The following is a 24806-nucleotide window of genomic DNA, read 5'->3' as shown; positions in this document are numbered from 1 at the left end:
AACAAAACCACACAAAGGATGGATGAAACATGGCAAAAGACAATTCTTTCGATATCGTGTCAGAAATGAATCTTGAAGAAGTGAAGAACGCAATCCAAATCGCAGAAAAGGAAATTTTGAACCGTTACGACTTCAAAGGCTCAAAGAGTGAGATGTCGCTCGACAATGGCGACCTCGTCCTCATCTCGGATGACGACTACAAACTCGAGCAATTAAAAGACGTCTTGATCACGAAATTGATCAAACGCGGTGTCCCGACGAAAAACCTCGACTATCAAAAAGTAGAGAACGCACTCGGCGGCACGGTTCGCCAACGTGTGAAATTGAAAAGCGGCATCGACAAAGACGACGCGAAGAAAATCAACAACGCCATCAAGGAATCAAAACTAAAAGTCAAATCGCAAATCCAGGACGACCAAATTCGCGTGACAGGTAAGTCGCGTGACGATCTTCAAGCCGTCATGCAACTCGTACGTGAACTCGAGTTGTCCGTCGATGCCCAATTTACGAACTTCCGATGAAACTCGCCATCATCAGTGACCCACACGGTTCGTTTGATGATTTGAAGGCCGTTCTCGATGATGTCCGGCGAGAAACCGAGCACATTCTCTGTCTCGGGGATCTATATGAATGCCACATCGGGAAAAAACGACGTCACGAACGCTTTCATCATGTGGAAGACGTCGTGACGTATGATCCGAATTACGAAGCGCTACTCACATTTCCGAGTCTACGTGGTAATCAGGAAGAGCGAATCGACGAGGTGCTCGTCATCGACCATCCCGTGAAAACACGGATTTCCTTATTGCCGGAACAGACGACTCTCGAGGAAGCCCGCTTTTTACATGGGCATCAAGTCAAATGGAACGAAGACTGGGAACCGGTTGTCGAGAAAGGGAAATATCCACTCGTCTTCATCGGACATAGTCACATCCCCGGGATTTACCGAAAAGGAAAATCCTTGCCGTGGGAAATCGGGACACCGTTCCATTTGAAGAAAAAACGATATGTCATCAACGTCGGTGCTGTCATATTCGATCGGGAATGGTGTCTCTATGATACGGAAGCCCGGACGGTGACGCGGATGAAAGCGTGAATACAAAAAGGACCTCAATTTTTGAGGTCCAGGCTGTTGATGAACCAGATTGCATCTTGCAATCTGGTCCATCTTTTTTTGTGGGTTTCGATTTCTTGGGGCGTTCTGCCCCAAGAAATTGAAGACGTATTATGAGACGGTCCTTTCCAATCAACAGGTTAGGCAACTTTTTATGCTTTGTACAGTGACTGAAGCCAGATTGGCGCGTTGAACCTTCTCGATTCCGTCTGGTTCGCTTCATGTCGTTTTCAGGATTGAAGCGTTACATGTCGGATTCCTTCTTTTGATGATTTTTTCGGCCATCGAGGCCTTAGAAAAAGACAAACGGCCGTCAGATGACGACCGTTTGCGTTGCTCGCCCGACGGCGTCCCGACTCCGACAGGAAAGCGTGGGCGCCGGAAAGGCGAGCGATATAATTTATGTTAGTCAACAAGCTGGGCCTCAATTTTCTTTGAGGTCCTTTCGTCTGTCTTACATTTCTTCCGGAGCTTCGACACCGAGTAAGCGGAGTCCTTCCGTCAATACGAGCGTCACTGCCTTCACGAGTGCGAGACGCGATTGTTTGCCTGCATCTTCTTCTAAGACACGAACATGACCGTAATACTTGTTGAACGCTTGCGCGAGGTCAAGTACGTAGCGGCTGATGATGGATGGTTCGCGGCGTTCATGTGCACGCGTGATGACGTGCGGGAACGCGTTGAGCATCGTGACGACACCCCATGAGTAGTCATCATCTGCACCAGTGAACGGTGAACCATCGTAGTTTCCTTTGCGAAGGAGTGAGTTCGCACGAGCGTTCGTGTATTGGACGTAAGGTCCTGTCTCCCCTTCGAACTTGAGCATGCTGTCGAGATCGAACTCGATGTTGTTGATGCGTTCGTTCTTCAAGTCGTGGAAGACGACCGCGCCGACACCGACCATGCGGGCAACGTCTTGTGCGTTCGCAAGATCCGGATTCTTCTGCTCGATATTCGCCTGCGCTTTCTCGATCGCCTCTTTCAAGACTTCCTCAAGAAGGACGATGCGTCCTTTACGTGTCGACATCTTCTTCCCTTCTTGCAAGATCAAGCCGAACGGTACGTGATGCATGCCATCGACAAAGTTATATCCAAGCTTACGCAAGACAGAGAAGAGCTGTTTGAAGTGAAGCGCCTGTTCGCCACCGACGACATAGTTCGCTTGTACGAAGTTGTACGTCTCGTAACGATAGATCGCTGCTGCCAAGTCGCGTGTCGCGTACAATGTCGCGCCATCTTTCTTCTTGATCAAGCAGGGTGGCAAGTTCTCTTCCTCGAGCGAGACGACCATCGCGCCCTCACTTTCGACTAAGAGATTTTTCGCTTCGAGCATCTCGACGACGCGTGCCATTTTATCGTTATAGAACGCTTCCCCGTTGAAGCTTTCGAATTTCACACCGAGGAGGTCATATACTTTTTGGAACTCTTTAAGTGACTCGTCACGGAACCACTGCCAAAGCTCTGTCGCTTCCGCATCACCATCTTCAAGCTTTTTGAACCAAGCACGACCTTCGTCTTCGAGTTCTGGTTGTGTCTTCGCCTCTTCGTGGAAATGGACGTATAATTTTAAGAGTTCTGCGATCGGGTTGGCGCGTACCGCTTCCTCATCGCCCCACTTCTTGTAGGCGACCATCAATTTCCCAAACTGAGTGCCCCAGTCTCCAAGGTGGTTGACGCCGACGACGTCATATCCGTTTTTACGTGCGATTTGGTTGATTGCATTCCCAATCACCGTCGAACGCAAGTGACCCATCGAGAACGGCTTCGCAATGTTTGGTGACGAGAAGTCCGTCACAATCGTTTCATTGCGTGCCTCGTGTGTTGCATACTCTGATTTTTCCTCAAGCACCGTGTTGATGATTTCTTTTGATACGACATCACGGCTCAAGAAGACGTTGACGTAAGGTCCCGCCGCCTCCACTTTCGTGAACAATTCATCGTTCAATTCATTTGCGATATCTGTCGCAATCATGACAGGTGCTTTCCGGTAAGCTTTCGCCAATTGGAAACACGGGAACGCGAGGTCACCGTGCGCCTCGTGTTTTGGCTTCTCAATCAATGCTTCAATTTGGTCAATCGTGAGTTCTTCACCGATGACACGGGATAGTGCTTCTGCATACTTGCGTTCATAACTCATCTGTATGTCCTCCTTCTTCAATAACAACTCATAAAAAAAACGCCCTTTGCATAGATGCAAAGAGACGGGAATTCCCGCGGTACCACTCTTCTTGCCTGCATGATGCAGACCGCTTTATGGTGATAACGGTTCCCTCCGGCTATGCCTACTCTCGTTTCGGATAGCATCTCAAAAGTGCGTTTCGCGACGTTTGTCAGCCCAGGCTCTCACCAATCCCCAGGTCGCTTTGTTGACTAAACCATCGTTACTCTCTTTTTCATCGACTTTCGTCTATGCGGTTGAAAAGCAACTTCATTATAGAGGATATTCCCTGTATACTCAATGCTAGAATTCAAGCATGATAAAAGAAAGGCAGGACTCGCAAGAAATCATGACGAATCTTTACTATTATATCTTGAAATGTCCCATGCTAGGAGGGAACACATGAACCACTTTCGCAAGATGTCCGTGCTCGGTTGGAGTATATGGAGTGTTTTGTTCTGCTTCACCATCGGATTATTTGCATTGGATGTGCTGCACGCCCCGACCATCGATCCGTTGTCCTTTATTTTAATCTCATTACTTGTCATCATCTTTCAACTCGATTCAATCGAAGTCAAAGGTGTGTACTTCACATTCTCTGAGAGTATTGTATTAATTCTATTTCTATTCTTTGGATTTGAAACCGCACTCATCGTCAACCAGATTGGATTATTCGTCTTTCAGTTCGCCAATCTGAGACCAAAAGTCGCCATACGCCGATTCCGCTTCACCTATCCATGGAACGCGATTACGGCATACTTAGAAATTGTCATTCCCGCTACCGTCTATCTCGCCCTCGGTGGGGTAACCGGCCTTGATTTTTATTCGCAAGAATCGTTTGTACCGCTTGCCGGGTTATTCTTTGCTATCTTGTTAAATACCGTATTTCAAAAATATCAGGTGAGATGGTGGTTCCGCGTCGATATCGCATTGAGCGACTTCATGAAAATCGCTTTCTACACATATGTCGTCAGTTTGATCTTCATCTTAGCGGCAGCGTTCTTCCGAGAGACGAATTTACTTGTCGTCAGTAGCATCGCGGCAGCGTTGACCTTCTTCATCAAACGACTTCTCATTCAAAAGGGACGACAGGATGCGTATAAATCTCTGATTGAACAGTACGACGAAGCGAAAGAAGCCGTCTCTTTATCACAGAGCGAAGCACAAGCCATTGAAGTCTTTTTAAGTCAGTGTGAACAATTGAACCATTACGATGAAGGATATATCGAGTTCAAACTGTTTGATCGCACACTCTACTTCGACTTGAAGACACGTCAACCGATTGATCGCCCCGTCGTATTTGCGCTACTGGATATCAGTCAACCTGTCGAGCCTGTCCTTGACTACGAGATGCGATTTGAGTGGGATGCTTCATTGTCTGACGCTTTCCATGACGACTACCATAGCTTCGTCTCAATTCGTTCGGAAGAGATTGAGGGAATTCGCACATGGATCGTGATGACAGGAGAACCTGTATATGGGTATCCGAAGATTATCCAACAAGAAATCCTCAAGTTGCTCAAGTCGTTCAACCGGACCATCAGCCGTTGTCATGAACGAGATCGTCTGTATACCGAGAGCCGGACGGATAGTTTGACTCTCCTCGCCAATGCCCGCGCCTTCTACGAATACGGGATTCAACAAATATCCGACATCTCGATGTATCCGATCTCGGTCGCCATGCTCGACATCGATTTCTTTAAAAAAATCAATGATACGTATGGCCATCAAGTCGGTGACCAAGTGTTGCAGGAATTTGGTCGACGTATCCGGCAAGCCCTTCGCGCTGATGACTTTGCCGCCCGTTATGGTGGGGAAGAATTTATCTTGCTTCTCAATCATTGTGACATGTCTCAAGCCGTTGACATTGCAGAAAGAATTCGCCAGCAAATCGAAGCGAAACCGTTCCTTGTCGATCATCATGAGATTTCTGTGACCGCGTCCATCGGGGTCGATACAATCGATGCGTTTGGAAATAAGCGCTTAGACGATACGATTCGAAACGCGGATCGTGCGCTATATGTCGGTGGGAAATATGCGGGACGTAACCGCGTAGCGCACTTCAACAATTTAACGACGTAAACTCCCCGTTCTCTCATCGAATTGGGGAGTTTTTAAGTTGACAAGCAGATTTGAAACAGGTACGTTAGGGAACGTGTTTACTAATTGGATAGATTCACTTTTTATCGAGAGAGACGGAGGGACTGGCCCTGTGAAGTCTCGGCAGCGGGGAACCTGTGCCAAATCCAGCGGGCGTATTGCTCGAAAGATGAAAAGGGTATTTCGCACGAAGGACCTTTTTCTTAAGAAAGGGTCCTTTTTATTTTTTAGTGAGGTGATTATTTTGGAACAACCAACAGCAAACAAATGGGCACTCTTGCCGTTACTCGTCTTCTTACTCTTCTTCATCGGGGCGGGTGTCTATTACGGAGACTTTTATAAGTTTCCGGTACTCGTCGCAGCCATCATCGCCTTGATGGTTGCGGCATTCATGACAAAAGGAAGTGCCACCCAAACCGTCGAGCGCATCGCGCAAGGAGCCGGCAATCCGGGCATCATCATCATGATTTTCATTTTCTTACTGGCTGGCGCATTTTCAACGGTAGCGGAAGCCATCGGTGCCATCGACGCGACGGTCAACGCTGCCTTGACTTTATTACCGCCCTCGCTTCTCTTGAGTGGACTCTTCGTCATCGCCGCTTTCATTTCAATGGCGATGGGAACGTCGACGGGTACAATTGCGGCACTTGCACCGATCGCCCTCGGTATCCATGAAGAGAGTGGCGTCAATGTCGCCATCGCTGCCGCAGCCGTTGTTGGAGGGGCGATGTTCGGGGACAATCTCTCGTTCATCTCGGACACGACGATCGCTGCCGTCCGGACGCAACGAACGAACATGCGTGATAAATTCCGCACGAATTTCTGGATCGTGTTACCGGCCGCCATCATCACGACGGTTTTACTCGCCGTCTTGTCAAATGGGGAGTCCACGGTCGATGTCGCCGCATTCGAATGGTACAAACTGATTCCGTATCTTGCCGTCATCGGACTCGCATTGACAGGACTGAACGTCATTTTGGTTCTGTTAGGTGGCATCACGCTCACCGGCATCATCGGTCTCCTAGATGGAAGCCTATCCGTCACGGCGTTTGTGACAGCTATTGCGGACGGGATGATTGGCATGGCCGAAATTTCATTCCTGACATTACTCATGGGTGGACTCGTCGGTCTCATCTCACACAACGGCGGACTCACGTATTTACGTGACGCGTTGACATCTCGTATTCAAAAACGTGCCGGTGCCGAATGGAGCATCGCTGGACTTGTCAGTGCGACAAACGTAGCGACGGCGAACAATACGATTTCCATTCTCGTAGCCGGTCCACTTGCAGCGAACATCGCGGACGAGTATGACATCGAACGGAAGAAATCAGCGAGCGTACTCGATATCTTCTCATGTGGTGTACAAGGAATTCTCCCATATGGAGCACAACTTCTCATCGCCGCAGAGTTGACGAAGACCGCATCGCCGGACCTCGTCCCGTTCATGTTCTATCCGTTCCTCCTCTTTATTTGTGGAGGAATCGCCATCGCATTCAATTTCCCACGTTTTAAAAAACAGTCATAAGTGAAAACACCCCTTGTTCAAAGGGGTGTTTGTCGTTTGGTTATCATTTCTTGTTTCAACTGCTCGTTTCGTTTCTTGAACGCCCGTCGTTTGAGCACTTCTTCAAGTCCTCGACTGATGGCCCATAATACGATGAGGAGCAGACCGAGCATGGATAAGCGAAACGGGCTTTGGATAAATTCTTCCCACTGGTCCCCAATGACAGAAAAAATCACGACGACGAGCAGTTTCCCGAATCCTGCCGCCATGATGAACGTACGGAGCGGCATCTGAATGAGCGCCAATAAATACGTGATCAAACTGACCGGGATGAATGGAAGAGAATATAAGAATCCGAGTGAGATCGGACTCATATGATTGATGCGTTCTAACCAATAGACCGCCGCCTTATGTTTCTCGAGCCAGCGTGTCATCGGTTTGCGGAACACATAACGGACGGCTGCAAAGACGACGATCGTTCCAAGAAGGTTCCCAATCCAGGATAAGAGGACCCCTAACAGAAAGCCGTATGTCGCCGCATTCGCAGAGATGATTAAAACGAGTGGTAAAAATGGAAAAATCGCTTCTAAAAACGGTGCACCTAGACCGGCCCATGGACCACCAGGCAAACTTTGAAGCCATTCGATCAATTGGATAATGTACTGTTGGAGAGAATTTAGCATAGTCGTTCCACCTTCAACTTTCGTTACTACTCTATTACCCGAATTCAATTTTCAAGACGCATCTCCCTGCATTCGTCAAAAAAAATTAAAAACCATTTGCGAAAATTCGTCGTGATATTTATCATATAATAATGGACTTGTGGTTGCAGGCAAGTCTATTCGTCGAACGACACAACCCAACGTTCGTTTTCCTGCAAAAAACTGAACACAGGGGAGCAACACAACATGGAAACAAAACCAATGCGGGTCTTGTTGTACTATAAGTACGTCAACATCGAAGACCCAGAAACACTCACGCAAGAACATTTGAAGTATTGTAAGGACCTCGGCATCAAAGGACGCATCTTGATTTCCTCCGAAGGAATCAACGGGACGTGCTCTGGTACTTGGGAGCAAACCGAGCAGTACATGAATGACTTGAAAGCAAACCCTCTCTTCAGCGATATCGAGTTCAAAATCGATGAAGTCGAAGAGCATGCCTTCAAGAAAATTTTTGTCCGTCACAAGAAAGAGCTCGTGACGTGGCGCTTTGATGGCGAGTTTGATGTACCGAAACAACACGGTGCATACCTTGAACCAGCAGAATGGAAAGAGATGATGAATCGTGATGATGTCGTCATCCTCGACGTTCGTAACAACTACGAGTACGAACTTGGTCACTTTAAAAATGCGATCAAAATCGATGTAGAGGCTTCACGTTACATGCCGGAATGGCTCGAAGAGAACAAGGACCTCTACGAAGGGAAAACACTTCTCACGTACTGTACCGGTGGCGTCCGTTGCGAGAAATTTACAGCATATATGCGTGACCAAGGTCACGACAACATCTTCCACCTTAAAGGTGGCGTCGCGATGTATGGTAAGGATGAAGCAACAAAAGGAGAGGACTGGGAAGGCGAGCTCTACGTCTTTGACGAGCGCATCAACGTCCCGGTTAACTCCGTGAACCCATCTGTCGTCTCACACTGTATGCACTGTGGGACCGAGACGGTTCGTTACGTTAATTGTGCTAACCCGGAGTGCAATGTACAGCATTTCTGTTGTGAAGAGTGTGAACCAAAACAAATGCGTTCATGCTCGAAGGAGTGTCAAGAACACCCACGCAACCGTTATATCATCGATAACATTGCAGAGAAACTTCAGGAAACTGAAGGAGTAGTCGGGTAACAAAAATCGACCAGAAGATGTCTTGGAGAACGTGTCCAAGACATCTTTTTTTGACGAAATCTTAACGTCTAGCTTGCTCCTCTTTCGGGTATATTGAAGATACTATGTCAGACAGGAAGTGAATGCACGTATGTTTAACGAACCTTTACTCGCCGCGATTCTCGCTTGGTTTATCGCCCAAGCGGCCAAGCTCGTAACTGAACTCATTAAAACAAGAGATTTTGAAATTGAAATCATGTTCGCTTCAGGCGGCATGCCAAGTTCGCACTCGTCCACCGTCGTCGCACTCGCTACGGCAATCGGGCGAATGGAAGGCATTGACTCAAGTCTATTCGCTCTCGCTGTCGTCTTTGCCACCATCGTCATGTATGATGCGACCGGAGTTCGGCAGGCGGTCGGTTTCCAAGCACGGCTCTTGAACGATTATTTCAAAGGAATCAAACATGAGACCCCGCTCTTGAATGAGCTTGTCGGCCATACGCCGTTCCAGGTTATCGTCGGAGCGCTACTCGGTCTCGTCGTCGGATTGTTTTTCCCAATGTAATTGAACAAGGTATGTCATTTCTCACACTCTTGATTCTTTTTGTGAAGTTTCACAAAGAAGAAGTTATACTCAAGAGAGAGGAGGAATCGACATGCCTTTTTTGCAGAAATCTTACGAGTCACTCGATACACTCGCCGAAGCCATCGGACAAGCGATTCGAGCACCAATCACGATCGAGAACCGCCACCACCAATTGCTCGCCTATAGCACCCACCCCGATTCGACCGACCCGGCCAGGATTGCGACCATCATCGGGCGTCGTGTCCCAGAAGCCGTCATCGAAGATCTATGGGAGAGTGGCATTTTACAAGAAGTCATCGACCAAGATGAACCCGTCGTCATCCCGGCCCGTCTCGCCGTCGGTCTCGGAGAACGCGCAGCCATCGTCATCAAACAACATGATGAAGTACTCGGCTATATTTGGAGCTTGGCTCGGACGAATCCGTTCAGCACTCAAGAACTAGCTATCCTGCAAGAAGGGGCAACCATCGCCAAAAAATTACTGATGACCATTGCGATGCATGAGCGGCGAATCAGCGCCGAGCTCGAGCGCTTCTTATTAGATGTACTCGCTTCCCCAACTCTCACGGATGCCAATCGCGAACGATTGAACGAGCTTGCCCCGATTGCTGTCGCCAGTCGGTTGACGGTCATCGAATGCGCTCAACCGATCACCCCTCAACTTGCGGAACGCCTTCACTATGTGCTCGCGACGCAAGAGGCCATTGAAGTCGTTTTACATGCCATCGACGGTCAGCAGCTACTCGTCTGGCACTATATGAAGTCTGAACTCTCCGATGAAGAGACCGCACTCATTGCCTGGGCGGAACGATTCGAACAATTGCTTCAAGACAAGTTCAGCGAATCCGAACCACACCTTGGCATCAGTCGACGTTTTTTCGAAAGTGACATGTTATATGCCGCAGCGGAAGAAGCGCGACGGGTGACCACGCTGCGTCGCAAGTTCCCGCTCGAACTCTCGACTTCCCGTGCATTTGAGCAGATCGGCATTTATCAACTCGTCCCGGAACTCGCTCGGCGTATCGGGCTCCGACTTGAAACCCATCCGACCGTCGAACGGTTGCAACATTATGACTCATCCCATCAGACCGAACTCGTGAAGACACTCGAGTGGTATTTTTATTTTGATGGGAACGTCAAACGAGTCGCCGCCCATCTTCATATCCATCCGAATACCGTTCTGTATCGGATTCGCCGCATCGAAGAGTTGACGAATATCACGCAAGTTTCCTTACCCGAACGGTCCATGATTTATTTAGCCATTAAGGCTGGTCAATATCGATTAGAAGACTAGACGTTTGCTTTGTGATTTTTCACAAAGTGAGCGTCTTCGTTTTTAGAATCCATGATAAAGACAGCGTTTTCGAATGGGTCTATACTAGGGGTGTGAACAATTTGTGTCAACGGAATGAAAGGGGAATGTTCCATGAAAATCGGGGTATTGAAAGAGATTAAAAACAATGAAAATCGGGTGGCCTTAACACCGATGGGTGCATTTATGTTAACGGAGCTTGGTCATGATGTATTCGTCGAAACGAATGCCGGACTCGGTAGCGGCTTCACGAATATGGAATATATTGATGCTGGTGCGACGATTCTTGAAACGGCGAAAGAAGTTTGGGAAGGCGTTGAACTCGCTCTCAAAGTAAAAGAACCACAACCGTCTGAGTATCAATACTTCCGTCCTGACTTGACGCTCTTCACTTATCTACACCTTGCGGCGGAGCCGGAATTAACGAAAGCGCTCGTCGATTCAAGGATTACAGCGATCGCCTACGAGACGGTAGAAGTGGACCGCACGTTACCACTCCTCACACCGATGAGTGAAGTGGCGGGACGTATGGCTGCGCAAATCGGAGCCCAAATCCTCGAAAAACCACATGGTGGAAAGGGAATCTTAATGTCTGGTCTCCCAGGTGTGCCTCGTGCGAACGTCACGGTCATCGGAGGCGGTGTCGTCGGAACGAATGCAGCTCGAATCGCAATTGGTCTTGGGGCGAGCGTGACGTTGATGGACATTAGCCCGGCTCGTCTTCGTCAAATCGACGACTTGTTCGGAAACACAATCAATACGTTGATCTCAAATAAATACAACATTGCGAAACAAGTGGCTGAGAGTGACCTTGTGATTGGTGCCGTGCTCATCCCAGGAGCAAAAGCACCGAAACTCGTCACGGAAGAAATGGTACAGCGCATGTCGCCTGGTTCGGTCATCGTCGACGTCGCCATCGACCAAGGTGGAATTTGTGAGACGATCGACCATATCACGACGCATGATGCGCCAACGTATGAGCGCTATGGCGTGCAACACTACGCTGTCGCTAACATGCCAGGTGCCGTGCCACGCACATCGACGATGGGTCTGACAAACGCGACGATGCCATATATCATCGAGTGTGCACAAAAAGGCGTATTCTCAGCACTTCTTGAAAACGAGGCGCTTCTCAAAGGCCTAAACGTCATCAACGGAACGGTCACGTATGAAGCAGTCGCGCGGGATTTGGAATATCCGTTCGTTCCTGCCCATGAGGCAGTCTCGAAACAAACACAAGCTTAACCCTTAAGACGATGAGATGCCCGTTCTCATCGTCTTTTCTCTATACCAAAAAGAAGGAATCGAACGCCATCGTCCGATTCCTTCATTATTATGCGTTATGCGTTCTCAACGGCGATATCTTCCCCGATGATTTTCACTTCCGGCTCTAATTCCACTTCGAATTTCTTTTTAACGGTCGCCTGGACGTGACGGATGAGTGAAATGTACTCAGTCGCCGTCGCCTCATCAATATTGACGATGAAGCCCGCATGTTTGAGCGAGACTTCCGCTCCTCCGATGCGTTTCCCTTGCAGACCTGAGTCTTGAATCAACTTGCCGGCAAAATAGCCAGGCGGACGTTTGAACACACTTCCACATGAAGGATATTCAAGCGGCTGTTTCGATTCCCGTTTATACGTCAAGTCGTCCATGACTTCTTTGATCAATTCATAGTTTTTCGGTTCTAGTTCGAACGTCGCCTCGAGTACGATCAAGCCCTCTTTCGAGACACGGCTCGTTCGGTAGTCAAGATCGAGTTCATCTTTAGATAAATGAAGTACTTGACCATCCTGCGTCAACACCGTCGCAGATGTGATGACATCCTTCGTCTCTCCGCCGTATGCACCTGCGTTCATGTAGACGGCCCCACCGACCGTCCCAGGGATCCCACATGCGAACTCGAGGCCGGATAACCCCTCTGCTAATGCTTGACGTGAGACGTCGATAATCGCCGCTCCTGCCTGCGCAATCATTTGATTCCCTTCTCGACGAATCGAGTCGAGTTCATTCAAGTTCAAAACGATTCCACGGATGCCACCATCGCGGACGATCAAGTTTGAACCGAAGCCAAGAATCATAAACGGCATCGCTTCTTGATGGGCCAGTTGTAAGACGGCCTGTACTTCTTCGTACGTGTGTGGAGCCACGAAGTAATCTGCCTTACCGCCTAGTTTTGTATACGTGTGTGCCGACAACGGCTCGTCTTGAAGGACGCGCTCGGCCGGAATGATCATCTGGAGTTGCTGTAAAAAGCTCATGCATTCACTCAATCCTTTATGTTCTATTTAATCAGTGTCTCGGTCCCATCTCACTCGTTCCGAGCACGTCACTGAATGGTTTCAGTACGAATCACAGTATACAAATGATTATTGGACGTGACAAGCAACGTTTTTCTTACAAATTCATGATTAGTTTATAGCAATAGCGATGTCGCAATGGCAACGATGATAGGAATTGTAAAGTTATCCCAATCTCGATATGAAATCGCTTCAGTTAGCGTAGCGATGATGGAAATGATAAACCCATATGTTACCACTTGCCAAAGGACGACATCATTCCACAAAAACAATAAAAATAAGACAGCATACGAGCTTAGAAACATGGCGATGCTTCCTTGGAAAGAACGCTTTTGGCCATATAAATCATAGACGACCGTCCCATATTTACGCCCGATGAGTGCTGCCATCCCGTCCCCCCAGGCGAGGACGAGTGACCCGGCTAAAAACGCGATCGGCTCAGACTCGAAGAAGAAGTATAAAATAATGAGCAATGCAATCGGATAGTATACGGTCCCGAATGATTTCCGCTCCGTTTGATGCACCGGTGACGGGCTTTTATACAAAAGGACCGCATTCGCAAATGTGAAGAAGATGAGCGGGACTGCCGCGGCGTACCATGAATCCATTAACCAAACTGCTAGTAACGACCAATGTCCGACTGCGATATGTACACTTTTTCGAATCGTTTCATCCGTCCATCCAAGACGTTTCCCGACTTGCTCGAGACCCACGAGAAACACGAGGACGACTACAATGGAAAGAATCGAACTAATCCATTCATTCATTGCTTGACCACCTTCATATATAGAGTGTGTATGATACCGTCATTATACCTTAATCAGTGCCCATCCTAGCTTACTTTTCAAACATTTGGTAGAATGAGGTCAAATGACTGTATAGCCAACGTACGCTGTTGGCGATAGAAAGGGTGGCCGTATGCGCGACGCAACTTCAATTCAAACTTTGGCAGATTGCCTTCATTTTATGCAGGTCGGAGAAATCGAGCGAGCCATCGCCCTCTTCCCTGAAGACGTGCGTGAACATTTCCCAAAAGAGCTTCGAAAAATCCACTTGTTTCATATTGAAAAGAACGGCTTATCGATTAATCAAATCGTCGCCCTCGCTAACGCATTGACCGGCGAGCATCTCTCCGCGACGACGATTCAAAACTGGACGAAGCGTGAAGTCCGTAAAATCATCGGTGTCCCACGAATCGGTAAAAAGTATTCCTTGCATCAAGCGGCAATCATTTATCTCCTTGATGACTTGAAACACCTTTTTTCCCTCGAAGAGACGAGTTCCTTGTTGGCGCTCATCTTCAACAACCCTGACCGGGACGAAGACGACTTCATCAAACCGATTGATTTTTATCGACTTTACGCGGAGTATGCGAAGTCAACAAGCCCGATCGACCTTCTCGATACACGGGCGAAGCGTTCGCTCGAAAAGATGAACTATGAACATCCAAATATCATTCACGTCTTGAAGCTTTGTCTATACGCACATCGGGTGACGACACTTGAACTCGAGGCCAAGCACTATTTGAACCGTTTCATTTAATGAAACGGTTTTTTCGTATCAAAAAACACCGGTCTCTTGACCGGTGCTCGTCATCGTTATGAGACAGATGCTGCGAGCGGCATCCGTGATTTGACCGTTAACGTCTTTAAGACGGAAAGGAGTTCGAACATCGATAACTGATCGGCTTCTTTCGTTAAGCAGAACGTATCGTCTTCTTGTTTCCGTAGTTCCGCGACAAGTTTACCTGCTTTGTCGCGAACGCTAAACTTGTGACGTTCCACATCATATTGAATCGTGAAGAGTCCGCGTTCATAGACGTTGTACTCACACTTTTTCCCGAATAACGAGAACTTGTCTTTCAATTGACCAATCGCCTGTCCATCATGGTTCATCACGACCCATTTTTGGCAGTTTGGGATGTATTTCCCATGAGCGATCTGTCGTCCAGACAAATTGTGCACTTGGACACTGCCTTCCGCGTCGCGGTGAACAGATCCGATCGCATCATTTGTCTCGTCATAAATGGTCGCCTCACCTTGTGTAAAGACGCAACCTTTTACATAAATTAATTTGCGCACCGCTTTTTCCTCCTAGCACGTTCCAACCGTGATTGTTTGTATGTGTACGGTCGGGTATTACTGAAAACCCCAATCGTTTCTCTGTGTAGTTTTTATCTCGTTTCAACTACTACATATTTCATATGACGAAGATGATTATTGCATCGTTTAAAGAAAAAGACAACCCTTTTTTTTCGACATCATTTGGATTCTGTCGAACTTGTGAACAAGCCTATTCTCATCGCTTATATCCCGCTTCTTTTAAAAGTTCTTCAAGCTCCATTCTTGCAATCAGACGAACTTGATTTGGCGCCGCCAATTCGTATGCGCTGTCCGTGAAATTCGAGTTCGTCACGACCCAGCCTTCGTGTGCTTGATAATAGGGAACGGCCGCTGCAATTTGTTGAACCGCTTCGAGTCCGACCGTCTTTTCATAACGCTTTGCTTGAACGGCAATCGACCATCCATCCGGTGTCTCCAATAACAAGTCAGCACCAAAGTCACGTGATGCTGGAGTCACCGTGACCGTGTAACCAAGCGCGGTGAACACTTCCTCTAAAAATAATTCAAACTCCCGACCATCCATCCGATCAATGCGGTCGATGGTCGACAGCCTTACTTTCCATATAAACCATGCAATTCCAAGCAAGAGAAGCAGTACGCTGCTCCAAAGCGGTGCCTCGAACCACCATAAACATATGGCACCGATGATCCCAATGAGTAATCCAATCATGCTCATCTTTCCTTTCCAATTCCTCTCCCTCACTTTACCGTTTTGAGGGCAGGAAATGAAAGGGGGATCTGTCGAATGATATAGAAGATGTGCTCGTCTGACACCACGAAGGAGGGATGACTGTTCATGGAGAATCATGCCAATCTCCAAAGTGAGTTACTTCATGCATTACCTTACGGGGTTGCGTTAATACAGAAAGATGGAACAATCGTTCAGGCAAACCGTCCGTTTCTCGAGCAGTTTCCTGAGAATCTACAGAGACGTTCGAACCTTTTCCATATGGTCAATCAGTCACCGATTACGATGGAATTGTCTCGTCGGATGGAACAAGGACTACCTTGGATGTATGAACTGCCAACGATGCGAGTACACGCCATTCCGTGGGAAAATCAATATATCCTCTCCATTGAGCCATTGCCCCATGATACACGCGTGACGATTCAACACAACGCTTTTGAGGCGATGATGCACACCGAACTCGACATGGCGATGATCATGACGGATGCGAATCTGTTGATTACTCGTTTCAATCAGGGGGCCACGGAACTGTTTGGCTATGCGCCCCATGAAGTGCTCTACGAAATGACACCGTTCGCTTTATTTGAATCGAGAGAATTAAGTGAAAAGCGCTCTGCTTATCAAGACGAGACGGAACGGTTGCTATCGTTCGAACAAATGTTACGCCTCGCACTCGACAAAGGAGACCGGGAATGGAAATTTCAATGTAAAGATCGGACACATTTCATCGGCAAATTGTTCATGCATCCCGTTTATGAGCAAGAGCAACTCATCGGCTTCTTTTTCTTCGTATTTGATGTGAGTTCCGAGATTGAGTTGAAACGTGAGCTCCGTTATAAGGAACAGCGTTATCGCATGTTTGCCGAATCGGTCATCGAAGCCGTTCTGTTCCATGAAGATGGGATGATTCTCGATGCGAACAAGGCAGCGGAATCCATCTTTAAAATCCCTGCAGAGCAAATGATGGGACGCCAGACTATCGAGTTTATCGCGGAAGGGTACCGGGCCGATGTGTTGCGACGCATTCGCAATCACATTCAAACGCCATACGAAGTGATTGGTCGTCGGCAAGATGGAACGTTCTTAGAACTAGAAGTGTATCCGAAAGAAGTGACGTATCAAGGGCAAACGTTACGAGTCGCGGTCATGCGTGATATCAGCGACCGTAAAAAAGTAGAGCGTATGCTCGAACGTGAAAAAAATGCCATCGCCCGTCAGCGCGATATCATCCAGTCAATCTTACAAGCATCGAATGAAGCGTTCGTTTTGACCGAATCGAACGGGAGTGTCTTGTTCATGAACGTCCACGCAAGACGACTCATGGACTTACCTGGGATTGCTCCAAACAAAATTCAGGAGCGTATCCCGCTCCTCTCCACGTTCCGTCCTCGTGACAGGAGCGAGATGCTACGAAAGATGGATCAACTTCTCGATGGGACAGCGCGTGAAGTATCGATGCGTTTCTCCATCCCACAGCCAAACGACCGAGATGAAGAATACTATGAGATGTATGGAACGACGATGGATACAAAACGACAAATCGGTATGGATAGTGGATTCTTGTTTGTGTTCCGTAACCGAACCGAGGAAGAGCGGATGGACCAGATTAAAAATGAACTGGTGAGCACGGTCTCACATGAACTAAGAACTCCTCTTTCTTCATTATCGGGATATATTGAATTGATGCTCGCTCGAGATTTGACGCCTGAAAAACGAGAGCGCTTCTTGAAGACGATGTCGCGGGAAGCGAAACGATTGACCGTCCTACTCAACGACTTTTTGGACATCCAACGCATGGAAGATGGTCACCAAGAATATAAACAAGATTATTTCGCTTTGAATGAACTTGTCTTAGAAGTGATTGAACGCTTCCGCGAAACGAGTGATCATACCATTCATTTCGATCATGCGGATGATGACTTGTATCTCGTTGCCGACCGAGATCGCATCGAGCAAGTTCTCGTCAATTTGATTTCAAATGCAATCAAATATTCTCCGAATGGACAGGAAATCGAAGTGCGGGTCCGAAAAGACAACGATCAAGCTCATGTCTCCATTCGTGATTTTGGAATCGGGATTCCCGAGCACGCCTTTGAAAAGTTGTTTACTAAGTTTTATCGGGTCGATAATTCGGATACACGTAAAATTGGTGGAACCGGTCTCGGGTTGTCGATTTGTAAAGAAATTATCGAATCACATGGTGGGAGCATCGAAGTGGAATCGACAGTCGGGAAAGGGTCGACTTTTACATTCACATTAGACTTAGCGGAGGAAACGTCATGAACAATTATGCCTTTACCGGATTCCCTGGTTTTTTAGCAGGAAAATTAATTGAACACCTCGCTTCGTTACCGCATCAAATCGGAGTCATCTATGCCTTGCATCTTCCGAATCAACAACGTGATGCAGAAGAGCTACGAGATACGCTACTGTCAACGACGTCGCTTGCGCCACATCAGCTCGTCCTTGTCGAAGCAGACATCACGTTACCCGAAGTGATTCTCGACCCGATCATGCGGTCTGTCATTGAACGAGATGTCCATTACGTCTTCCACCTCGCTGCCGCATATGACTTGAGTATTTCGTATGACGTCGGCTATCGCGTCAACATCCTCGGGACCAAGCATGTGACCGCGTTCGCCAAACGCTCGAAACAATTGAAGCGTTACGTGTACTTTAGTACCGCCTATATCGCCGGACGTCGTCGTGGAACGGTCTATGAAAATGAATTATGGCACCGAGTCCAGTTCAAAAATCATTATGAAGCGACTAAATATGAAGCAGAGGCACTCGTTTCGCGAGAAATGGGAGGCATGCCCATCACCATCATTCGTCCTGGCATCGTAATCGGACATAGTCGCACGGGCGAAACGAAAAAGTTCGACGGTGTCTATTTCGTCTTACAATTGATGACACAACTCCAACAGATGCGCCCACTCCCTTACATCGGGCGGGCGAACGTTGAGGTAAACCTCGTTCCGTACGATTATGTAGTAGAAGCGACCGCTTTCTTAGCGCATTCTCCAAACGGTCTAAAGCGGACATTCCATTTGACGGATCCGTTCCCACACGGCGCACGCGAGGTGTATCGTATGTTGCATGAGACGATGTTTCAGCGCTCTCCTCGCGGGACCGTTCCTCATGCCGTTGCCGACGCGGCATTCACTGCTTGGAATGGTGCCAAACGGCTCGAGGTTCCTCACGAACTATTGGAGTACTTTAAACATCCCTTTCACTATGACACGACACAAACGATACGGGCGCTCGACGGAACGGGCATCGTTTGTCCGGACCTCCAGGATTACCTCCCAGAGATTGTCCATTATTTCATGGCACACAAAAAGCCCTGATTCGTCAGGGCTTCAACTATGATCGGAACCAAAAGAACACGTGTACGCTGTGATCGAACGTACACGTGTTTACATCTCATCCACATCGTTACGAGACACCGCTTGATCGTGAAGCAGACGTTCGAGGACGAGGATATAGACCAACGCCACGAGAAGCTCTACGATACCTGGGAGAACCGCAACGATGTCATCCTCCAAATACGCAGTCGGAATCAAGTAAACCAATAGCAACTTCACACCAGACATCAACATTAACGAGGAGAGTAACACAAGCGTTACCGCTCGTTTCGACACGTCCCCGAAGAAGGGGCGTCCTGTCTTCTCCCCTTTTGTCATACCAAGCCAAGATAACAAGTCAAAAGCCTCCTCAATCATTCCTTTCCCAACCCATTATATACCAATCGTTGCATGTGATGAAGGCCATCAAAAAATGTCGCCTCCTGACCACGTTCACTTAAAAAGGCTGCAGTCCCTCTATGAGGAATGCAGCCCAAAACACACGTTCAACCAATCAAAATCTTCTCTTTCGGATAGCGAATCTTCCGGTCGGCTTGACGTGCGACGGTAAAGAGAATGGTCAACGACCCGACACGTCCGAGAAGCATCATGAACATGATCAAGCCCTTCCCTGCATCATTCAATTCCGCTGTGATGCCGAGCGACAACCCTACTGTCCCAAACGCCGAGACCGTTTCGAATAAAATGGCAGTCGCCGGAATGTGGCCATTCGATAAAATGACGAGTGTCGTGATTATCATAATGAACAAGAAACTTGAGATGGCTACGACGTACGCCTTTTTGATTTGAAACGCATCAATCGTCCGCTCCATGATGACCGTTTCTTTCTTCCCTGCGATGAAGGCCCACATATCCGCAAAGATGACGGCAAGCGTCGTCACTTTGATCCCCGACCCTGTCGAAGCCGCCCCTGCCCCGATATACATCAGAATCAATATCAAACCGATTGAGGCTGGTGCCATGGTCGCGATATCAATGGAATTGAAGCCGGCCGTCCGTGTCGTCACGGCTTGGAAGAACGTTACGTGTAACGCCTCACCGAGGGATCGACCGTACAATACCCCTTCGTTCGATACCCACTCAAACATCATGAGGACGAACCAAGCGACACCATTGATGACCAAGAGTGACAAAATCATGATTTTCGAATGGAGGGCGAGACGTTTCCAGCCTCTCTTTTCCGTGGTATCGGCAATCGTCGTGAAGCCAAGACCTCCAATCATAATCATGATGGCGATGGTCACAATGATGGCTGTGTTCTGCTCAAATGACATGAGACTGTCTGGGAATAATGCGAATCCCGCATTATTGAAGGCAGACACTGCATGGAAGAAACCGTAATAAAGTGCCTTTCCAAAAGAATAGTTCTCTGTACTGAACAACTCGAACGTCAAAAACAACATCCCGATGAACTGCACGATGACCGTCGTGAAGACGATGTTCCGTACGAGACGAACCGTTCCTCCCGGCCCCGCTAAATTCAGTGATTCCTGTAACAAGATTCGCTGCTTTAATCCGATTTTCTTCCCTAATACACTGAGCAACATCAAGGCGATCGTCATAAACCCGAGACCCCCGATTTGAATGAGGGCGACAATGACCAATTCACCAAACAGGGTGAAGGAGGAGCCGATGTCGACTGTCGACAGTCCAGTGACCGTTCCGGCAGACGTCGCGATAAATAAACAATCAATCCAAGAAACCGATTCTTCTTGCGCAAATGGCATATATAAAAGAGTGCCCCCGATAAAAATCGCCAGTAAAAATCCTCCCGCGATAAAACGGGCAGGTTTTTCAAATACGACTCGGTAAAGTACCTCGATTCGCTTCAAGCGCACCTCACGCGCTGACAGTCTATGCCGCATCACGACATCTCCTTCACTTCTATTATTCTAAGCCTCATGTTACTCTTCACCTTTCTAAATGCCAACAAGAAAATGTATCTCTAACGCTTTTTTCGATTTTTTGGTATTATGGGAGATAGACTTTAAGAATGTTGAGGAGGTTGAATGAAACCGTGGACCCTAGTACGGTAGATCATTCGATAGAGGATGTCTCACGAAGGTTAGAGCGTCAATCACAATGTATGCCCGCTCACCTTTATTTTCAGCTAGAAGAGTTACTCAATTGGTCACTCGAGCAAGAAGTCGTGAATCAATTGTACGCATTGTTAAAAAAATACGACGTATTAACCGATATAGAGCGTGAAGAACGAAATATCAGCATTCAAATGTTGATTGATGAAAACGGCGCTTAATCATCGGGAACGCATGTTGCGGGAGACGAGTGGCGTCTCTCGCTTTTTTTGTCCTGATTTATTTCGGAAAGGTGGAAAACAAAGACATGGATGTCGTTACGTTAGTCGGACTCATACTCGGGTTCCTCACCCTCGTCGGTGGAATGCTATTAAAAGGAGCAGGTGTTGCGCCGCTGATCAACCCTGCCGCAATGGTTATCATTTTCGTCGGTACAGCCGCGGCCGTCAGTATCGCTGTATCGAAGGAACAACTTCAGAACGTTCCAAAACTATTTAAAATCTTGTTCAAAAAACAAGAACTACCAAGCAAGTCTGGATTGCTCACGCAATTCGTCGACTTGTCGACACAAGCCCGAAAAGAGGGACTCCTCTCCCTTGAAACGGCACTCGAACAAGTCGAAGAACCATTTTTACGCCAAGGCATGATGATGGTCATCGACGGTCAACCTTCCGAATATATCGCGGAAGTCATGTCACGCGACATCGAGAATATGGAACAGCGCCATAAAGCAAACGCCGATATTTTCACACAGGCCGGGACATATGCCCCAACACTCGGGGTACTCGGAGCCGTTATCGGATTGATTGCTGCCTTGAAAGACTTATCCGATATCGAAAAGCTCGGACATGCCATTTCAGCGGCCTTCGTCGCGACACTATTCGGGATTTTCACCGGATATGTGCTTTGGTTCCCGTTTGCCAATAAATTGAAGCAGTATTCGAAGAGTGAAGTCATCATCAAGGAAATGATGATTGAAGGGATTTTATCGATTCAAAGTGGTGAATCTCCAAAAACGCTAGAAGATAAACTGTCTGTGTATTTGTCTCCAAAGGAGCGAGCTGACTATGAAGCGCAAAAAGAAGCATGATCATGAAGAACACATTCCCGAAGGCTGGCTGATTCCTTACGCCGATTTGTTGACCCTGTTGCTCGCGCTTTTCATCGTACTATTCGCATCGAGTAACATCGACCAGACAAAGCTTGAGAAAATGTCACAGTCTTTCAACCAGGTGTTCTCCGGAGGCATCAGCGTCTTTCAAGCTTCGACTGCCTCAAACAGTGACATCGAACGTACAGACAAGACCAATACGACCGCCAACCCACGAACGTATGAATTGGCTCAACTTGATGAATTAAAAGAAGATGTAAACAAATACATTAAAAAGAATGGTCTCGAAAGCCAAATCAAAGCGACGATCAATTCAAGCGGTCTCGTCTTGACGATTCAAGATCGTGCCCTGTTCAACTTAGGAGAGGCGACACTCGATGCCGATGCTCGTGCCGTCGCACAAAACATCAGTCAGATTTTAGAGAAGGCGGGCAAGCGAGAGATTGTCGTCTCCGGTCATACGGATAACATTCCAATTAATACGGCACGTTTCCCGTCAAACTGGGAACTCAGTTCGGCACGTGCGACCGCGTTCATGCGTGGTCTTTTGGCAAATGATGCCTTGAACCCGGCCCAATTCACACTCGCGAGTTACGGTGAGTTTAAACCGATCGCGACGAACGATACAGAAGAAGGTCGCTCTAAAAACCGACGCGTTGAAGTGTTGATTAAACCACTCGTCAACCTTTCTGAAGGCGAACCGAAGATGATTGAAACCATCACCTTACCCAACTAATAATCACCCACTCGTTTGAGTGGGTGATTTGTGTTATTGCATTAATTTAAAGTAGCGTCTCGCAAGTTCGGTGAGCGGACTTTCGAACAAACGTTTCCGCCAGTAAAGGTCTGTCACTTTCTTCACGGCCTCACTTCGCGACGGATACGGGTAAATCATACGGGACAGCTTCCCGATTTTGTCGCCACGTTGCATCGCATAGACGACAATTTGCATCCAATCCCCCGCAGATTCACCGACTGCATGAGCTCCGATGATTTTTCCATTTTTCTTCGTAATCACTTTGACAAAGCCTGCTTCTTGACGTTCAGCAATGAAGCGGTCCACTTCGGACAGTTTCGCTTCATACGTCTCAATGTCGTCGCCATAACGCTCGCGCGCTTCTTTCTCTGTCATCCCGACATGGAACACCTCAGGGTCTGTGAATGTGATCCACGGGAGCTTGCTGTAGTCGACCTTGTTCCATAATCCAAAGAGCGCGTTCGCGACAACCGCTTTCCCTTCTTCTCCAGCGGCATGTGTGAATGGGAGCGTCTTGATCGTATCGCCAATGGCAAAGATATGAGATTGTGACGTCCGATATGACGACGAGACATCGATATACCCTTTCGTCACCTGAACGTTCGCCCGGTCGAGACGGAGCGCATCGATTCGGGGAACGCGACCTGTCGCCATCAGCAGTTTGTCCGCTTCATATTCGACCGTTTCGCCGTTCACCTCTGTCGTGACACGAATGCGGCCATCGACTTCATCGACTCGATTGACCTTTACGCCGATTTTTAGGCGCATCGCCATCTCGAGTTGAGATTTCAAATAGGTGGCGACGTCCTCGTCTTCTTTAGGTAGGAAATCATCCTGTGCCTCGAGCACGGTCACTTGTGAGCCGAGTCGGACAAAGGACTGAGCCAATTCAAGTCCGACCGTTCCGGCGCCGATGACAATCAGGCTCTCCGGGAGCGTCTCTTCTTCAAAGACCGTTTCGTTCGTTAAGTATGGGACTTGATCGAGTCCATCAATCGGAGGAACTGTCGGTTTCGACCCCGTCGAGATGACAAATTTTTTCCCGATCAATAACTCGTTCCCTACTTTTAATTCGTGCGGACTTTGGAACGAGGCTTCTCCGATATAGACGTCGACGCCAATCTTTTCAAAACGTTCTGTTCCGTCATGGTCTTGAATAATGGCACGTGCTTTGTCGACACGCGCTTTTGACATTTGATAATGCTCTTGTCCATTGAACTCGGTTCCGAGAACTCGGGCCGCGCGCATCATCGCATTCGCTTCTTTTGAAGCAGCAATCAACGCTTTCGATGGCACACATCCGACATGCAGACAGTCACCACCTAAATGTTTGTTCTTTTCAACAAGCGCGACTTTCGCGCCTAAATTCGCAGCCCCTGCGGCCACTGTCATCCCGGCAGCACCGCCACCGATGACAATCAACTGATAGTCCTTCATCGAATCAACCTCCGGTATCGTTCGCTCACATCTTCCATTCGTTTTCGATTCACGCCAAAGTCTGAATAGCCGACACGGGACGCAGATCGAAACTCAACTTGTTGAGTAGCGTCATCAAATAGAAAATCGATATCATCTTTAAATCGCATCACTTTCGAAGTCACTACATAATGAAGTCCTTCATCTGTTTCCTTCACCAATTCAGCCCGCGGCAACTGATTCATCGCCATCTTCATGGCTTCGATCGATTGCCCGCGGCTGCCCGCATACGGCAGTGGGTCCATCCGCAATTCTTCAATTGAAGTTTGGGTTGAAACAGCATTCGGACTTCCTTTTAACGGCTTCAAAGATTGATTGGCCATTATAAAAACCTCCCTCAG

General features: G+C 47.9%; 24 protein-coding genes, 1 riboswitch and 1 other annotated feature. Of the genes, 14 read left to right on the top strand and 10 right to left on the bottom strand.

The features are described from left to right. Positions 1–29 precede the first annotated feature (29 nt). Together KNO61_RS14415 and KNO61_RS14410 are read left to right on the top strand one after the other, a co-directional pair. On the top strand, positions 30–521 hold the full coding sequence (locus tag KNO61_RS14415) for a YajQ family cyclic di-GMP-binding protein (protein ID WP_015880519.1): 492 nt from the start codon (positions 30–32) through the stop codon (positions 519–521). After that, positions 518–1096: a metallophosphoesterase family protein gene (locus KNO61_RS14410; protein WP_015880518.1), complete on the top strand. Its 579-nt coding sequence runs from the start codon at positions 518–520 to the stop codon at positions 1094–1096. The genes KNO61_RS14415 and KNO61_RS14410 overlap by 4 nt, the downstream gene beginning before the upstream one ends. A 472-nt stretch (positions 1097–1568) precedes the next feature. On the opposite strand, the gene argS is transcribed toward KNO61_RS14410, so the two are convergent. Next, positions 1569–3251 carry an arginine--tRNA ligase gene (gene argS / locus KNO61_RS14405; protein ID WP_214873681.1) on the bottom strand — a complete coding sequence of 561 codons (1683 nt, stop codon included), beginning with the start codon at positions 3249–3251 and terminating at the stop codon, positions 1569–1571. A 57-nt stretch (positions 3252–3308) separates the two neighbouring features. After that, positions 3309–3520 (bottom strand) — a binding site (T-box leader). A 154-nt stretch (positions 3521–3674) separates the two neighbouring features. Between argS and KNO61_RS14400 the strand changes: the two genes are divergently transcribed. Both KNO61_RS14400 and KNO61_RS14395 read left to right on the top strand, forming a co-directional pair. Next, positions 3675–5354 (top strand): GGDEF domain-containing protein, encoded by a 1680-nt coding sequence (locus KNO61_RS14400; protein ID WP_214873679.1) that lies wholly within the window; start codon positions 3675–3677, stop codon positions 5352–5354. A gap of 98 nt (positions 5355–5452) precedes the next feature. Further along, a riboswitch (SAM riboswitch) is annotated at positions 5453–5548 on the top strand. Beyond that, positions 5542–6900 carry a Na+/H+ antiporter NhaC family protein gene (locus KNO61_RS14395; protein ID WP_214873676.1) on the top strand — a complete coding sequence of 453 codons (1359 nt, stop codon included), beginning with the start codon at positions 5542–5544 and terminating at the stop codon, positions 6898–6900. (Overlaps the previous riboswitch by 7 nt.) Before the next feature lie 17 nt (positions 6901–6917). Here the strand turns inward: KNO61_RS14395 and KNO61_RS14390 are convergent, their stop codons facing one another. Continuing rightward, positions 6918–7562: a TVP38/TMEM64 family protein gene (locus tag KNO61_RS14390; protein ID WP_214685143.1), complete on the bottom strand. Its 645-nt coding sequence runs from the start codon at positions 7560–7562 to the stop codon at positions 6918–6920. Positions 7563–7787: 225 nt separating this feature from the next. Between KNO61_RS14390 and trhO the strand changes: the two genes are divergently transcribed. The 4 genes from trhO to ald all read left to right on the top strand — a co-directional run bounded on the left by trhO (position 7788) and on the right by ald (position 11851). Beyond that, positions 7788–8729: an oxygen-dependent tRNA uridine(34) hydroxylase TrhO gene (gene trhO, locus KNO61_RS14385; RefSeq protein ID WP_015880513.1), complete on the top strand. Its 942-nt coding sequence runs from the start codon at positions 7788–7790 to the stop codon at positions 8727–8729. Positions 8730–8847: 118 nt separating this feature from the next. Continuing rightward, positions 8848–9273 (top strand): divergent PAP2 family protein, encoded by a 426-nt coding sequence (locus KNO61_RS14380; protein WP_143180200.1) that lies wholly within the window; start codon positions 8848–8850, stop codon positions 9271–9273. 91 nt (positions 9274–9364) lie between these two features. After that, the gene (locus KNO61_RS14375; protein WP_214685137.1) at positions 9365–10588 is read left to right on the top strand and encodes a PucR family transcriptional regulator; all 1224 of its coding nucleotides are present in this window, start codon (positions 9365–9367) and stop codon (positions 10586–10588) included. A 132-nt stretch (positions 10589–10720) separates the two neighbouring features. Further along, positions 10721–11851 carry an alanine dehydrogenase gene (gene ald / locus KNO61_RS14370; RefSeq protein WP_214812645.1) on the top strand — a complete coding sequence of 377 codons (1131 nt, stop codon included), beginning with the start codon at positions 10721–10723 and terminating at the stop codon, positions 11849–11851. Between the two features lie 95 nt (positions 11852–11946). On the opposite strand, the gene murB is transcribed toward ald, so the two are convergent. Beyond that, on the bottom strand, positions 11947–12867 hold the full coding sequence (murB, locus tag KNO61_RS14365) for a UDP-N-acetylmuramate dehydrogenase (protein ID WP_214873674.1): 921 nt from the start codon (positions 12865–12867) through the stop codon (positions 11947–11949). Between the two features lie 155 nt (positions 12868–13022). Further along, on the bottom strand, positions 13023–13673 hold the full coding sequence (locus KNO61_RS14360; RefSeq protein ID WP_214873673.1) for a diacylglycerol/polyprenol kinase family protein: 651 nt from the start codon (positions 13671–13673) through the stop codon (positions 13023–13025). 151 nt (positions 13674–13824) lie between these two features. On the opposite strand from KNO61_RS14360, the gene KNO61_RS14355 reads away from it, so the two are divergent. Next, positions 13825–14448 (top strand): DUF1836 domain-containing protein, encoded by a 624-nt coding sequence (locus tag KNO61_RS14355; RefSeq protein WP_015880507.1) that lies wholly within the window; start codon positions 13825–13827, stop codon positions 14446–14448. A gap of 56 nt (positions 14449–14504) precedes the next feature. Here KNO61_RS14355 and KNO61_RS14350 read toward each other — a convergent pair whose 3' ends face one another. Further along, a complete protein-coding gene (locus tag KNO61_RS14350; protein WP_015880506.1) occupies positions 14505–14987 on the bottom strand; it encodes an LURP-one-related family protein in 483 nt (160 codons plus the stop codon). A gap of 217 nt (positions 14988–15204) precedes the next feature. Then, positions 15205–15699 (bottom strand): restriction endonuclease, encoded by a 495-nt coding sequence (locus tag KNO61_RS14345; RefSeq protein WP_015880505.1) that lies wholly within the window; start codon positions 15697–15699, stop codon positions 15205–15207. A gap of 126 nt (positions 15700–15825) precedes the next feature. Between KNO61_RS14345 and KNO61_RS14340 the strand changes: the two genes are divergently transcribed. Together KNO61_RS14340 and KNO61_RS14335 are read left to right on the top strand one after the other, a co-directional pair. Then, complete coding sequence (locus KNO61_RS14340) at positions 15826–18000, top strand: PAS domain-containing sensor histidine kinase (RefSeq protein WP_214813615.1); 2175 nt, start codon at positions 15826–15828, stop codon at positions 17998–18000. Continuing rightward, the gene (locus tag KNO61_RS14335; protein ID WP_214873671.1) at positions 17997–19067 is read left to right on the top strand and encodes an SDR family oxidoreductase; all 1071 of its coding nucleotides are present in this window, start codon (positions 17997–17999) and stop codon (positions 19065–19067) included. Before KNO61_RS14340 ends, KNO61_RS14335 begins: the two co-directional genes overlap by 4 nt. A gap of 69 nt (positions 19068–19136) precedes the next feature. On the opposite strand, the gene KNO61_RS14330 is transcribed toward KNO61_RS14335, so the two are convergent. Together KNO61_RS14330 and KNO61_RS14325 are read right to left on the bottom strand one after the other, a co-directional pair. Then, positions 19137–19421: a hypothetical protein gene (locus KNO61_RS14330; RefSeq protein WP_214873668.1), complete on the bottom strand. Its 285-nt coding sequence runs from the start codon at positions 19419–19421 to the stop codon at positions 19137–19139. A gap of 149 nt (positions 19422–19570) precedes the next feature. Next, positions 19571–20950 carry a TrkH family potassium uptake protein gene (locus KNO61_RS14325; RefSeq protein ID WP_078146130.1) on the bottom strand — a complete coding sequence of 460 codons (1380 nt, stop codon included), beginning with the start codon at positions 20948–20950 and terminating at the stop codon, positions 19571–19573. 140 nt (positions 20951–21090) lie between these two features. Between KNO61_RS14325 and KNO61_RS14320 the strand changes: the two genes are divergently transcribed. The 3 genes from KNO61_RS14320 (at position 21091) to KNO61_RS14310 (ending at position 22968) form a co-directional block, all read left to right on the top strand. Then, positions 21091–21342: a hypothetical protein gene (locus KNO61_RS14320; protein ID WP_230235447.1), complete on the top strand. Its 252-nt coding sequence runs from the start codon at positions 21091–21093 to the stop codon at positions 21340–21342. An 86-nt stretch (positions 21343–21428) separates the two neighbouring features. Continuing rightward, positions 21429–22211: a flagellar motor stator protein MotA gene (motA, locus tag KNO61_RS14315; protein WP_015880500.1), complete on the top strand. Its 783-nt coding sequence runs from the start codon at positions 21429–21431 to the stop codon at positions 22209–22211. After that, positions 22189–22968, top strand: coding sequence for a flagellar motor protein MotB (locus tag KNO61_RS14310; RefSeq protein ID WP_214873666.1), 780 nt, complete (start codon positions 22189–22191; stop codon positions 22966–22968). Before motA ends, KNO61_RS14310 begins: the two co-directional genes overlap by 23 nt. A gap of 33 nt (positions 22969–23001) precedes the next feature. Here the strand turns inward: KNO61_RS14310 and KNO61_RS14305 are convergent, their stop codons facing one another. Beyond that, complete coding sequence (locus KNO61_RS14305; protein WP_031424403.1) at positions 23002–24426, bottom strand: dihydrolipoyl dehydrogenase family protein; 1425 nt, start codon at positions 24424–24426, stop codon at positions 23002–23004. Beyond that, positions 24423–24788 carry a DUF1499 domain-containing protein gene (locus tag KNO61_RS14300; RefSeq protein WP_214873664.1) on the bottom strand — a complete coding sequence of 122 codons (366 nt, stop codon included), beginning with the start codon at positions 24786–24788 and terminating at the stop codon, positions 24423–24425. The genes KNO61_RS14305 and KNO61_RS14300 overlap by 4 nt, the downstream gene beginning before the upstream one ends. Between the last annotated feature and the right edge of the window lie 18 nt (positions 24789–24806).

Source organism: Exiguobacterium sp. s140, assembly GCF_018617035.1.
Lineage (GTDB): Bacteria > Bacillota > Bacilli > Exiguobacteriales > Exiguobacteriaceae > Exiguobacterium > Exiguobacterium profundum.
The sequence above is the reverse complement of the archived record's forward strand: the minus strand, read 5'-3'. Positions and strand labels throughout refer to the sequence as shown.

Excerpts from the sequence above, each read along its gene's own strand:
- KNO61_RS14395 (WP_214873676.1), top strand. The coding sequence starts at position 5,542 with ATGAAAAGGGTATTTCGCACGAAGGACCTTTTTCTTAAGAAAGGGTCC.
- argS (WP_214873681.1), bottom strand. The coding sequence starts at position 3,251 with ATGAGTTATGAACGCAAGTATGCAGAAGCACTATCCCGTGTCATCGGT.
- murB (WP_214873674.1), bottom strand. The coding sequence starts at position 12,867 with ATGAGCTTTTTACAGCAACTCCAGATGATCATTCCGGCCGAGCGCGTC.
- KNO61_RS14355 (WP_015880507.1), top strand. The coding sequence starts at position 13,825 with ATGCGCGACGCAACTTCAATTCAAACTTTGGCAGATTGCCTTCATTTT.
- KNO61_RS14325 (WP_078146130.1), bottom strand. The coding sequence starts at position 20,950 with ATGCGGCATAGACTGTCAGCGCGTGAGGTGCGCTTGAAGCGAATCGAG.
- KNO61_RS14400 (WP_214873679.1), top strand. The coding sequence starts at position 3,675 with ATGAACCACTTTCGCAAGATGTCCGTGCTCGGTTGGAGTATATGGAGT.
- ald (WP_214812645.1), top strand. The coding sequence starts at position 10,721 with ATGAAAATCGGGGTATTGAAAGAGATTAAAAACAATGAAAATCGGGTG.
- KNO61_RS14340 (WP_214813615.1), top strand. The coding sequence starts at position 15,826 with ATGGAGAATCATGCCAATCTCCAAAGTGAGTTACTTCATGCATTACCT.
- KNO61_RS14390 (WP_214685143.1), bottom strand. The coding sequence starts at position 7,562 with ATGCTAAATTCTCTCCAACAGTACATTATCCAATTGATCGAATGGCTT.
- trhO (WP_015880513.1), top strand. The coding sequence starts at position 7,788 with ATGGAAACAAAACCAATGCGGGTCTTGTTGTACTATAAGTACGTCAAC.
- KNO61_RS14335 (WP_214873671.1), top strand. The coding sequence starts at position 17,997 with ATGAACAATTATGCCTTTACCGGATTCCCTGGTTTTTTAGCAGGAAAA.
- KNO61_RS14415 (WP_015880519.1), top strand. The coding sequence starts at position 30 with ATGGCAAAAGACAATTCTTTCGATATCGTGTCAGAAATGAATCTTGAA.
- motA (WP_015880500.1), top strand. The coding sequence starts at position 21,429 with ATGGATGTCGTTACGTTAGTCGGACTCATACTCGGGTTCCTCACCCTC.
- KNO61_RS14360 (WP_214873673.1), bottom strand. The coding sequence starts at position 13,673 with ATGAATGAATGGATTAGTTCGATTCTTTCCATTGTAGTCGTCCTCGTG.
- KNO61_RS14410 (WP_015880518.1), top strand. The coding sequence starts at position 518 with ATGAAACTCGCCATCATCAGTGACCCACACGGTTCGTTTGATGATTTG.
- KNO61_RS14345 (WP_015880505.1), bottom strand. The coding sequence starts at position 15,699 with ATGATTGGATTACTCATTGGGATCATCGGTGCCATATGTTTATGGTGG.
- KNO61_RS14300 (WP_214873664.1), bottom strand. The coding sequence starts at position 24,788 with ATGGCCAATCAATCTTTGAAGCCGTTAAAAGGAAGTCCGAATGCTGTT.
- KNO61_RS14310 (WP_214873666.1), top strand. The coding sequence starts at position 22,189 with ATGAAGCGCAAAAAGAAGCATGATCATGAAGAACACATTCCCGAAGGC.
- KNO61_RS14305 (WP_031424403.1), bottom strand. The coding sequence starts at position 24,426 with ATGAAGGACTATCAGTTGATTGTCATCGGTGGCGGTGCTGCCGGGATG.
- KNO61_RS14375 (WP_214685137.1), top strand. The coding sequence starts at position 9,365 with ATGCCTTTTTTGCAGAAATCTTACGAGTCACTCGATACACTCGCCGAA.